This is a genomic window from Bacillus massiliigorillae (genome assembly GCF_000380245.2).
Taxonomy (GTDB): Bacteria; Bacillota; Bacilli; order Bacillales; family DSM-1321; genus Bacillus_AD; species Bacillus_AD massiliigorillae.
Genome location: NZ_HG428741.1, coordinates 2,933,622 through 2,946,098 on the forward strand (window position 1 = coordinate 2,933,622; position 12,477 = coordinate 2,946,098).

At 34.5% G+C, this 12,477-nt stretch carries 11 protein-coding genes; 3 read left to right on the forward strand and 8 right to left on the reverse strand.

The window, feature by feature from the left end; genetic code table 11:
• Positions 1 to 73: 73 nt before the first annotated feature.
• On the reverse strand, positions 74 to 400 hold the full coding sequence (locus TX86_RS13610) for a hypothetical protein (RefSeq protein ID WP_042349329.1): 327 nt from the start codon (positions 398 to 400) through the stop codon (positions 74 to 76).
• Positions 401 to 436: 36 nt separating this feature from the next.
• On the reverse strand, positions 437 to 640 hold the full coding sequence (locus tag TX86_RS13615; RefSeq protein WP_042349330.1) for a zinc ribbon domain-containing protein: 204 nt from the start codon (positions 638 to 640) through the stop codon (positions 437 to 439).
• Positions 641 to 839: 199 nt separating this feature from the next.
• Between TX86_RS13615 and TX86_RS13620 the strand changes: the two genes are divergently transcribed.
• Positions 840 to 1,442 carry a lipoprotein BA_5634 family protein gene (locus TX86_RS13620; protein WP_052343667.1) on the forward strand — a complete coding sequence of 201 codons (603 nt, stop codon included), beginning with the start codon at positions 840 to 842 and terminating at the stop codon, positions 1,440 to 1,442.
• A 1,008-nt stretch (positions 1,443 to 2,450) separates the two neighbouring features.
• Positions 2,451 to 2,864, forward strand: a complete 414-nt coding sequence (locus tag TX86_RS13625) for a YjdF family protein (RefSeq protein ID WP_042349331.1) — start codon at positions 2,451 to 2,453, stop codon at positions 2,862 to 2,864.
• A gap of 83 nt (positions 2,865 to 2,947) precedes the next feature.
• Here TX86_RS13625 and TX86_RS13630 read toward each other — a convergent pair whose 3' ends face one another.
• The 5 genes from TX86_RS13630 to TX86_RS13650 form a co-directional block, all read right to left on the reverse strand.
• Complete coding sequence (locus TX86_RS13630) at positions 2,948 to 3,715, reverse strand: dimethylarginine dimethylaminohydrolase family protein (RefSeq protein ID WP_042349332.1); 768 nt, start codon at positions 3,713 to 3,715, stop codon at positions 2,948 to 2,950.
• A gap of 479 nt (positions 3,716 to 4,194) precedes the next feature.
• Positions 4,195 to 5,529, reverse strand: coding sequence for a CoA-disulfide reductase (locus tag TX86_RS13635; protein WP_042349333.1), 1,335 nt, complete (start codon positions 5,527 to 5,529; stop codon positions 4,195 to 4,197).
• Positions 5,530 to 5,639: 110 nt separating this feature from the next.
• Entirely contained in the window at positions 5,640 to 7,043 is a 1,404-nt protein-coding gene (locus TX86_RS13640; RefSeq protein WP_042349334.1) for an L-cystine transporter, read from the reverse strand.
• A gap of 29 nt (positions 7,044 to 7,072) precedes the next feature.
• Positions 7,073 to 8,350 (reverse strand): L-cysteine desulfidase family protein, encoded by a 1,278-nt coding sequence (locus TX86_RS13645; protein ID WP_042349335.1) that lies wholly within the window; start codon positions 8,348 to 8,350, stop codon positions 7,073 to 7,075.
• Between the two features lie 188 nt (positions 8,351 to 8,538).
• Entirely contained in the window at positions 8,539 to 9,225 is a 687-nt protein-coding gene (locus tag TX86_RS13650) for a helix-turn-helix transcriptional regulator (protein WP_230203660.1), read from the reverse strand.
• A gap of 431 nt (positions 9,226 to 9,656) precedes the next feature.
• Here TX86_RS13650 and TX86_RS13655 point away from each other — a divergent pair, with 431 nt between their 5' ends.
• Positions 9,657 to 10,331 (forward strand): biosynthetic peptidoglycan transglycosylase, encoded by a 675-nt coding sequence (locus TX86_RS13655; protein ID WP_042349336.1) that lies wholly within the window; start codon positions 9,657 to 9,659, stop codon positions 10,329 to 10,331.
• A 769-nt stretch (positions 10,332 to 11,100) separates the two neighbouring features.
• Here TX86_RS13655 and TX86_RS13660 read toward each other — a convergent pair.
• On the reverse strand, positions 11,101 to 11,553 hold the full coding sequence (locus TX86_RS13660; protein ID WP_042349337.1) for an OsmC family protein: 453 nt from the start codon (positions 11,551 to 11,553) through the stop codon (positions 11,101 to 11,103).
• Positions 11,554 to 12,477: the final 924 nt, after the last annotated feature.

The window sequence follows — 12,477 nt, forward strand, 5'->3', positions numbered from 1 at the left end:
TTTCTTCCGAAAAAGAATAAAGAATGAAATGAAAGCATCAAGGAACAATAGTCCTTGATGCTTTCTTATATTATCAACAAGAAAAAAAGTGATACTGTAAACCATGCTTTTGACAGAAATCTCGAAACTTCTTCTCACATTCTGATCCTCTAAACACTTGCTTTACTAGCTGTAATATTGATTCATTTGATTGTAAATGATCTTGTAAAAGCTCATTTAGTTTTTTCGTATCTTCCTTAGATAATGAATAAAAATACTCGTATTCCCTGCCACCCCATTTTTCTTCAACAAGGGAACCTAAATCTTGCCCCATAATTTCTAATTTTCCATCCTTTATATATGCACAAATATAAATAGATACTTGTTGATTTTCATGTTTGTATAATTGCACCTGATCCATACTAAATCTCTCCATCGTATTTATGACTTTACTGCGTTATCCAAAGAACAAATCCAATATATTTGAACCAGTTGAAGATTCTTTGTTATAGAACTCTGAGTATCCACATTTTTTACAATATACAACAACAAATTGATTATGTTGAATATCAAACATCTTTGACAAACCTGTACCTGTCATCGCTACTTCTTTCTTTCCTGCATCTCTACTTCCACATTTGATACATCCTTTTTCACTCATTGATGTCAACTCCCTTTACCTATTTATACGAAAATTCTATCTATAAAGTTTCATTGAATCATGTATAACGTATGGCGCTTTTTCAAATGATTAAAATGACAAAAATGTAAGCTTTACGAAAGCTATTTCGATACGACAAATTCATGGTCTCCTCTACAATGAGCAGAGGAAACCAATACAAAAAGGATGGTAACAAGCTATGAAGAAATGGATTATTTTACTTGTTGGATTATGCTCTTTTACAGCACTTGCTGGCTGTAGCTTAATCGATAAAATAATTGGTGAACGCGCCAATGGAATCATTGTTTATGGAAATGAAGAAGCAATCAAAGCAGAGGTAAGCCCTGTAAAAAATGACTTAAAAAGCTTTCATTTATATGAAACTAAAATAACAGAAAGCAATGCAGAAAAAATAATGATTATGGACAAAACAACAGCAGACGCATTATTTGCAAAAGGATTGTTCCGTGAAATAAAAGATGAAAAATCTACTCCTATTCATTCATTACCTACAGTGACGAAAGAACAAAGTGTGCTATTTGCCAAAGATGAAATTTCAAATCCTGAAATTGAAGGAAAATCATATGCTACCAAATATGAAGGTAATATCGTGATTGGCTCATCTCGCCACCATGTTGATTCATTCATGATTATGGACCATGAAGTATATCAATCAATTAAAGGTGAAAATACAACTTTAGGAGTGCTCTTATTTAAAAAAGCAAGTAAACCAGAAACTTCAATGACTTCGTTCAAAGAACTCTCACCACAACTTATCACTATTATTGAGAATAAAGAATAACATCTAAAAAATATTTAAAAACTTTTTTAATAAAATGGTTAATATTTTGTAAAGCGGGTATATATACATTGACGAGATAAAGAAGACATCTCGTCAGCCGCGGTGGTTGGTTGCTTAATAGATGGGAGAATCACTCAAGAGTATACTACTACGAGTGAATCTTACCCCAAAAGCAGAAAAGCTAAAACCGAATCTTATGATGTAAGGCAATACTGTAAGGATGTAAATGAAACACATAAAGAAGTTGAACTATTCTTTTCAATCGGGGTATTCACTACATTGGATTTAATGAGTTCAATCTTCCAAAGCAATCATTACATCAAACAGGCATCATAAAAAGTGTAACGATGTGTTTAGTGCTGTTTTCTCACTGTCAAACTAAGTGCTGTTTCGAATCAACTTTAAAACAGATGGAAAGCACTAAAATAACACACAATGATTTCATATTACAGATTTGAAAACATCAATAATAAGAAGAAATCATTCGTAAGGGTTCTGAAAGCTTTCCATTAGATTTAGCATTTCTGTTGAGGAGAAACAATAGTTATGGTTAACAAGGGGTTCAGTTATATAAAATGTAATCGTTGCAAAGAATGGAAGCTATTGAAAGACAGACTATGGTTCTATTACAAGTAGATGTCCTAGCAGTAAAAGGAATCATCAGAAAGTCTAACGATGCTGACATTACACTAGATTACGTGTGTTAAATGGTTCAAGTTATTACCTCCTTTTTCTGAAATGAAAAAGTAACAGGCAACCTAACCACCATTATTATTCATCCATTAGAAATAGGTGCTATTTAGTAGGAAGAGAGGCAAAATCGCTTCTCTTCTTTTGTTTGTTTTGCTTATGCATGATTTCAAAAGCAGCATACAATAGGATATACTAATTATAGAATGTAAAAACACAACTCGGTTGGTAGTCCGAGTGTATCAAGTTATTTGATACAAGTAGCCTTCCCTCCTCGGGATGTCCGTCATTCTAATCAATTTAGAGGAGGGACCTATCATGAAATTAAGTATATTTTATGATGGCCAATATTTTATTGGACTGGTAGAAATCAAGTCCAACAATAAGCTTCAAGTATATCGTTATATTTTCGGGCAAGAACCAAAAGATCAAGACGTTTTAGACTTTATTCACAACGATTTACTACGTTTGATTGAGAAACATGATCAAACAGGAGTACCAATCAAAAAAGAATGTCTAAAGAAAATCAATCCTAAACGGCTACAAAGAAAAGTTTCAAAGGAAATACAGCAAAGAGGTATCTCTACTAAAGCTCAAGAAGCGTTAAAAGAAGAATATGAACAACGAAAAAAAGTTCAGCACATCCAAACGAAGGAAGTAAAAGAAGCACAAAAGCAGTATAAAAGAGAGATAAAAGTTCAAAAAGCCAAAAATAAGCATAGAGGTAAATAACATTAGAAGAGGCGTCTTAAAAGCGATTTTCAATCGCTTTTAAGACGCCTCTTTACGCACAATATTTATTAAAGTAAGAAACATTAAAATCTGAGCGATAAGCAGCTTAATCCACCATCTATTTTTCTAAATTCTGAAGTATCAACTACAAGAACTTTATAGCCTAGTGCCTTAATAGCTTTCTTCACTTTTGGATAGCCTTCAGGGACTATTACATAGTCGTTAACCCAAATGCAGTTCGCTCCGTATGCTTCTTCATCCTCAACTTCAATTCTATGAAATTTTTCGAAATCAGGAACACTCTTAAATTCTCCTGCTACTAACAAATTATTATTTTCTAAATAAGTCGTACCTGTTTTTAAATGAAGTACTTCTTGTAAAGGAACAATTGATCCGGACAAGCCATACTTTTCAAGAATTGCAATGACTTGTTCTGCACCAGCTCTATTCGTTCTAGCAGATTCTCCAATATAGAAATGGTCCCCAACCATCATAATATCGCCAGCTTCTACAGTTCCCGGTTCCTCTATGTATTCAATATGCGTATAAAAGTTGTTCAAGGTTTCGAGCATGTCCGGTAGTTCTGCTTCTTTCCGTCTACTGTCAGCACCAGGACGTGTAATAATGACACATTCTCTTGTGCATAATGCTACATCTTCAACGAAACAAGAATCTGGGTATTCATCATGCGGCTGCAATACTGTTACATTGACACCTGTTTTTGAAAGAGCGCTTACATATTCTTCATGCTGTTTTAGTGCCAATTTATAATTTGGTTTTCCTAAATCTGCACTAGTAATACCATTACAGATTGTTTCTGAAGGAACACGAACAATAACATTTCTGAACATAAAAATCAGCCTTTCTTTAGTAAGCTTATAAAAACAGTATACAATTATTATTTTGAAATAACAATAAAATCAAATTATTTGAACTACTAAACAAAGATGCCCTCTTTGTTTAATAAAATTTGGAATAGTATCAATAAATTGCATTCACACAATATTCACATTATGCTATAAATATAATACATTTTGGAGGTGCGCATAATGACTCAAATACTATTCGTTTTAGTATTCTTATTACTATTCGTATTGGTCGGATGTATAGACACAAAATTTATTACTTCAAATAGAATCAAAAAATTCCCCGTCTCAAATGATCCTAAAGAAGTAAACAATAATTCAAATATATAATTTCATTAAGAACTATATACATCAAAGATTTATGAATTGAAAAAATACGTCTATTCTTATTGCCATTATAAAATCATTTATTTTAAACAAAAAAGAACTTCCATTATATCGGAAGTTCTTTTTTTAATATAATCTTATTTTGCAACGTTACCTGCAACGTTCATTACATCCCAAGTTCTTGCGAATGGTGGCGCATAGCAGAAGTCCATCATTCCAAGTTGAGAAGTTGTTAAACCAGCGTAAACTGCTACAGCTAAAGCATCTACACGAAGAACCGCTCCGTTTTTACCGATTACTTGAGCACCTAAGATTTTCTTAGTTTCAGCATGGTACACTAACTTAGCGTGGATATCTTCTTGACCTGGGTAGTAGCTTGTTTGGTTTTTATCAGTGATGAATACTGTTTTGTATGGGATACCCATTTTTTCAGCTTCTTGCTCGTTTAAACCAGTACGGCCAGCTTCGAAGTCCATTACTTTAAGACATGCAGAACCCATTGTTCCTTCGAAAGTAGAACGAGCGCCTGCTAAATTTTCACCAATGATACGACCAATTTTGTTAGCAGTAGTTGCTAATGGAATGTATACATTTTCTTGACGGATTAAGTGATATACACATGCACAGTCTCCAGCAGCGTATACATCTTCAATTGAAGTTTCGCCATATTCGTTAATTACGATAGCGCCATTCCCTAACATTTCCATACCTGTTTCTTTAACGAAAGCAGTGTTTGGACGTACACCTGTAGCAATTACTACGATGTCAGCAGCATATTCGCCTTTATTTGTTACAACAGATTGTACTTTTCCATCGCCTTTAAAAGCAGTAACGCCTTCAGCTAATTTAAGGTTTACATCATGAGATTCAATTTCTTTTTCAAGAATTGTCGCAATATCACCATCGAAGGTATCTGGTAAAATGTGATCCGTTAATTGAATTAACGTTACTTCTTTTCCTAATTTCTTCATTGCTTCTACAACTTCAAGACCGATGAAACCAGCACCGATTACAACAACATTTTTATTTTCTTCTTTTAATGCAGCTTGTTTTAATGCTCTTCCATCTTCCATTGTTTTTAGTGTAAAGATATTTTCAAGATCTTTTCCTTCAAATGGAGGAATTACAGCTGAAGCTCCTGTAGCGATAAATAAACGATCGTAGTTATCTTCGAATTCTTCACCAGTAGTTAAGTTTTTCACAGTTACCTTCTTGTCAACAGTGTTAACATTCGTTACTTGATGAAGGATTTCTAATTCAATTCCTGATTCACGGAATTTCTCAGGAGTTCTAGAAATTAAGCGATCTTCGTTATCATAGAAATCACCTACATAATACGGTAAGCCACATGCACCAAATGATACGATGTCACCCATTTCATAAACTACTACGCTTGCGTCTTTCGCCATACGTTTTGCTTTTGCTGCGGCACTCATTCCAGCTGCTTCGCCACCGATAATAATAATTCTCATGATATTCGTCCTTTCTCAATGAAGAGATATTTCAATTTACTAAATGGTTTTATAAACAAGTAAAGTGGGAAAGGAAACCATTCGTTTCCCTACCCACATATTTTTACTACTTAAGCTACGTCAGAATCTTCTTCGTCAGTTAAGTCATGGTTGCTGTTGTAAACAGTTGTATCCATTTCACCTAAAATTTTAGCTGAAACAACACCTGCTGTCATAGAACCAGAAACGTTTACTGCTGTACGACCCATGTCGATTAATGGCTCGATTGAGATAAGAAGACCAGCTAAACCTACTGGTAAGTTTAAAGCAGATAGTACGATTAGAGCTGCGAATGTAGCTCCACCACCAACACCGGCAACACCGAATGAAGAAATAGCTACGATTATGATTACTTGGAAGATGAATCCAGGATCCATTGGGTTAATACCCACAGTTGGAGCGATCATTACAGCTAACATTGCTGGGTAGATACCTGCACAACCGTTTTGTCCGATTGATGAACCGAAAGATGCCGCGAAGTTAGCTACACTTTCAGATACACCCATACCTTTAGTTTGAGCTTTAACGTTTAATGGAATAGCACCTGCACTTGTACGAGAAGTGAATGCGAATGTTAAAGCTGGCATTGCTTTTTTGATAAATTGAACTGGGCTTAAACCTACTACTGTTACTAAGATTAAGTGAACAATAATCATTGTAATTAACGCTACATAAGAAGCGATTACGAATGTTGATAAGTTAATAATACCGTCGACGCTAGTTGTTGCAATTGTGCTTGCCATTAATGCTAATACACCAAATGGAGTTAAACGTAAGATTAATGTTACGATACGCATTGTTACTGCATATGCTGCACCAACAATCTTATGGAATGTTTCAAATTGCTCAGGTTTTTTACGCTTAATACCTAATGATGCAATACCAACGAATGCTGAGAAGATAACGACACCCAGAGTTGAAGTTGAACGTCCACCAGCCATATCTTCAAATGGGTTTGTTGGAATAAACTCTAATACTTTTTGTGGAATAGATGTGTTTGCTGCATCTACACGACCTTCTAAATCTTCTGCACGAGTTTGTTCAGCTTCACCAGCTTGAATAGACTCAGCGTTTAAGTCAAAAAGGTTTGCAGAGAAAATACCTACTGTTGCTGCAATTAACGTTGTGAATACAAGAATACCGATAATTAAACCAGCCATTTTTCCTAAGCCTTTTGAAGACTTAAGGTTTGTAATAGCAGAGATGATTGAAACCATGATAAGTGGCATAACGATCATTTTTAATAAACGAACATAACCATTACCGATAATACCGAACCAGTCAGTAGATGTTTTAACTACTTCTGAATCTGATCCGAAGATTAATTGTAGGATTGCCCCGAAAGCGATACCCATTCCTAAACCAGCGAATACACGCTTAGAGAACGAAACGTATTTAGTTTGCATGCGGTATAATACAAATACCATTGCTAATAATGCTGCGATACTTAACCCAACAAATAGAGTTGTTTCCATTAAAAGTGCACCTTCTTCTAAAAAATTAATTAGTTCTTTTTATTTAACATTTGTTTTAAAACGATTGTATCTAGTGTTGGAGAACCTTCGTTTCCAATTTGTGAGAAGTTACGAATCGTATTGTTAACATCATTTTCTACAAATCCATTTGTTCCTGGAATGCAGATATTTTTCTTCGCCATTAATGCCGCTTGAACTGCCGCACCAGAACACGTAGAAACTTTCATCGCACAGCCTGCTTTTGCTCCGTCGCATAGCATTCCCGTAACATTTCCTAATGTGTTTTGAATTGCGAAGTACATTTGTTCTTTCGTTCCATCTAACAAGTATGTGATGGCAGCTGCAGAACTTGCTCCCGCAATAGTTACACCACATAATGCAGATAAACGTCCGAATTGATATTTAACAAAGATTGCAATTAGATGACTTAAGGCAACAGCACGAATTGTTTTCTCTTCGTCTGCACCAAGCTTGTCCGCAGCAGCAATAACAGGAAGTGTTACCGCAATACCTTGGTTTCCACTACCAGAGTTCGCCATTACAGGTAATGTTGCACCACCCATACGTGCGTCTGAACCAGCAGCAGCATAACTCATCGCCCGACTTGCTAGGTCATCTGAAAGAATTCCTTCTTCCACTTGCTCTTTGATTAATTTACCTACTTGCATACCATAAGCATTTTCTAAACCATGGTTCGCAACAGCCATGTTCATATCAATGCTTTTCTTAACGAGGTCTAGTGAAGAAAGCGGGCAGTTTAAGCAGAAATCTACAATTTCATCTAATGTGAAATCATTGTCTTTCTTGCTGCCTTCTGTAGCTTCTTCTGTAGTTTGTTCTTGTAATTGTTCAACGTCGTTTACTTTAATAGAAGTAATATTTGTATGATCGTCCTCAATTAAGACAACTACATTTTCATTTTTTGTTTCCATTGTTACTTTAATTACTAACACTTTTGGAGTGTCTGCTTCAGTAACAGTAACTTTTCCTGCTTCACACATAGCAACTGCTTCTTTTTCTTGATCCTCAGTAGCGGCTTCAATTAAAGAGAGTTTCTTGTCTGAACCTTTTACGATTGCACCAAGTGCCCCAACAAATGCGATACCCGTATGTTGTCTACCAGGTATTGCAACAGCCATGGCATTCTTGATTACGTTACGACTACATGATAGTTCTATCTTCTCGATAGGAGCTGTTGTGTGTTCAGCAGCAACCGCTGTAGCATACGCTATAGCAATTGGTTCTGTACATCCAATCGCAACGATTAATTCTTTTTCAAGTACATGTTGTAGATCTTTGTAATTCATGTAATCCCCTCATCTTCAATGAAAGTAGTTCAACTGCTCTTATTTTCTCCTCATCTTTAGGAAGATATTTTCCCCAATATATTCATGTGAATATATTCACAATGATAAGCGGAAAAAGAATGTGAAATCATGAGCAATTCAAAGTACACTTCAACTTCTTTTTTTTAATACACGAAGCAATGTAGTTTCTAATCCCGTTTGGACAGTTCCTTTACTTTCTGCAAGTAACGATACACTGTAGGATCAGAAGTTTGTAGCAATGCACTAACTCGATGCACACTACTTTTCAATAGAAAGACACCTTGCTCATAAAGCACTTTGATGAAACTTGTTTTTTCATCAGGTGACATTCTTTCAAAAGTAACTTCACTCTTACGTAGCTGTTCAAGAACTACCGATTCTAAAGCATCATCTAGATTCCCATGTAGATATTCATCTGCATGATTGCTATCTGACACCACTTGTGGTATATTTTTTGTCGTTTCGGAAAAGGTAGTGAAATAATCCATTACTTCCTTAGCCTTTTGAAAGAAGCTAATATCCGTATTGACACAAAGCATTCCAACTAGTTGCTGTTGATCATCTTTAATAAAGAAGCTCGATGATCGAAATACTCTTCCATCTTTACCAACAGCTTTATAATTCGATAGATAGTCTTGGTCCGCATACATCTTCTTTTGCTTTACCTGAAGGATGAAATTCGTTGGTGTATCTCCAACTTTTCGCCCACTTACAGAACCATTCTCAATTGCTACAATCGTATGCTCTTCACGAGTTAAATCGTGTAAGACCACTTCAGAATGTTCTCCAAGAATGTTAGTGAGGAATTTCATTATTTCAAGATAAGGCTTTAAAGAAAGATGAATATCCTCCACCAATTCTTAACGCCCCCCTTTACACCTTAAAGTAGTAACAAAACCGTTATAATTGCTCTTACTTCATTTGATAATTTCTTATCGAGATAATAAATTATTATTACAATAAAACTTTATCACCATAATAATAATTTATCAACAGCATTTAAAACACTTTCAAACTTTGTTCACATTTTCACATGTTTTATGTTGATTTTAGAAGAAAGGGTTTACAATGATTGAAAATCAAGAATTATTTCTTACTACTTTAAACGCATACTAAAAGAACCCTTACAATTATGTAAGAGTCTGTCATGAGATTCAATATCTATTCACAATTAAAGGATATATAATGAAACAAAGCTTTAGTCCATTTACTTACTTCAGCCGACTCGATTATGACTTACGAATTCTCATGTTACTAAAGATTAAAACAAACAGAGGTTTACTATATGAAAAGACTAATCAAAAAATTATTTAAACTGATCTTTACCCTCCTACTTATTGGAGCCACATTAATCATTGCGTTTGGCTATGGAAAATATAAAATGGCTATTAATACTACACCACTAACAGATAAAGTGGCTGCTATCACTGAAAAACCTAGCTATACACCAACTAAAGATATTAGTCCTGATTTTCTTCAAGCAATCGTTGCTGTTGAAGATCATCGCTTCTACGAGCATGGTGCAATTGATATTATTGGTCTAACAAGAGCAACAATTGTTAACAGTATAAAAGGTGAAAGCGTTCAAGGTGGAAGTACATTAACACAACAAGTTGCTAAAAACTTATATTTTTCAAACGAACAAAGTTTCATTCGTAAAGTGGCTGAATTATTTGTCGCTCATCACATAGAAGAAACATTTGATAAGGATAAAATATTAGAACTATATGTCAATATCATTTACTACGGTGATGGCAATTATGGTATTAAAAATGCCAGTATGAACTATTTTAATAAGAAACCAATCAATTTAAGCTATGAAGAAGCAACTCTGCTAGCTGGCTTACCACAAGCACCTAGCGCCTATGCTCTCAGCAAACATTATGACCGCGCAAAACAAAGACAACAAGAAGTTATAAATGCATTGACGAAATATAGAGGCAGGCTGTTAGAAAAGTGATTTCACTCACTTTTCTAACGCCGTTTATCGCTTTATTGCGCTTCGTAGCAGGGTTTCATTAAATTTATTAACTTTCCGAGTAAGTTAAATTGTCTCTATTTGGCGCTTTCGGTAGAGATGAAATCGATGTATCTTCATTATTAGACATTCAAAAAAGAACTTTCCCAAACCTCCATATAAAGAGAACTTTTTTTTGATACAAGTGATTATTATTATGCGTAGCGGGTATATATAAGTGACGAGCAAATACTCGTCATCATCTGGTGGAAGGTTGCTCTATATGCTTGGAGAAAAGCTATATTACTAGCATTCTACCATGCTCATATAGTGAACAAGTTCGTTCACTCTATAGCAAAAAAATTAGCATCACCCGATACTAAAGTTCTTACCATTTCACTATTGTAAAATGACATAGATTAGATGTAACATCTGTTTATTTAGTATTTAACAATAGTATGAAAGTAAATGGTTGTATGTCAGAAACCTTCATTCTTACACCTTAACAGTAAGAGTAAACAAAACCCTTAAAGGCTGATCAGATAGATGTAATCAGTAACATTATAGAAAGTAAACTCTTGGAGGATGTAAAAAATGATAAAACTCTGCATACAGAGTGGAACGAATATCATCGTAAATTTTAAGTACTAATGCTTACCTTTTCATTAAAAAGGCAATGCGGTTAGCAACCTACCACCTCATTACTACCCTTATTATTATATGAATGACACAGAAAGACGGAAGGCAACCTGCCTTCCGTCTTTCTGTAATATTATTTCACTGTACTTTCAACTACTACACCCGCTGAAACAAGATCAACTACATTTGCGAACGTATCTCCAACTGGGCAGTGTGCTTCTACAAATTTGATAAACTCCTCAATTTTCTCTTCTGGAGCATCACTTTGAATATGGATGGTATATCTTACTGTTGAATACCCTGGTCTTACATCTGATTTATTTAGGAAACCATCTGTATCTAAATCACCTTCTAATTCTATCCAGAAATCTTCAAATTCAATATCAAACTTCTTTGCATATGTACGAGCAACGATTGATTGACATGCGCCTAATCCAGCTAATATTAATTCAACAGGATTCATCCCTTTGTCCGTTCCACCTAGACTCTTTGGCTCATCAACAATAACCTTATGTCCCCTTGCTTCAGTTTCTACTAATACACCCTCTTTTAAAGTTGTTTTCACTTTAAATGTTTGTACCGCCATATTCATCTCTCCCTTTTAAATAATTAAATTCAAATAAGTTTAGTTGGTTTTAATATATTCTATTATAAATGCTCACAATAAACAATTATAATGTTCTGATTTTTTATATAAAAAAAATAAAAAATTTTTAATAAAAAAGGTTATATTTTTGTAGAGCGGGTATTAAATAAGTGACAAGATAATAAAACATCTTGTCAAAGAAGAATACGGTGGTTGGTTGCTTAATAACAGCTGGTAGCCATATAGAAGTGATTTTTAAATGGTTTACCGAATAGTTTAGTAAAGCACTGGCTCGTGAAATAAACAAGCAATTGTTTAAGCCAGCATCACTCGTAAGTCTGAAAGGTTGTTCCATTTCACTGTTAGCACTACAGTAAATGAAAGAACTCCGAAGATGCACTTGGATTTCAAGGGATGAAGGAAATCTAATAGTAATTCGAACCGTGAATTCATTGCTGTATACAAAACAATTTGTTAGAAAAGTAAATGTGAACAGAATCAAGAAAAAGCCAACGTTTCCGATTATCAGCTTGTTTCATCTCTATAACTGACAACTATTATGTTGCAGTACACACTACGGATGTTTACAGTAAGTGAAACGACTTATAAGCAGAAACGATTCGAGCCACTTGATTACAAGTAAGACATATAAATCATCATTCATCACTAACATGATTAATAGAAAATGAATAGTGAATATGCAACACTGGAACTCCCACATGAGGATACTTTTGATTTAATGTTTTCAGCTAAAGTAATACATTCATTTTCATTATGATATGTTACGTAATAAATGCTCTGACAGAATTTTCAAAAAGAGATTTCACTATACTCTTCTCCTTTTCGTAAGTTAGAAAAGGTTCAGCAGCCTACCACCAAATTTAATGAACTTCATATAAAACGCAAAAAAACAAAGGCCTAAAC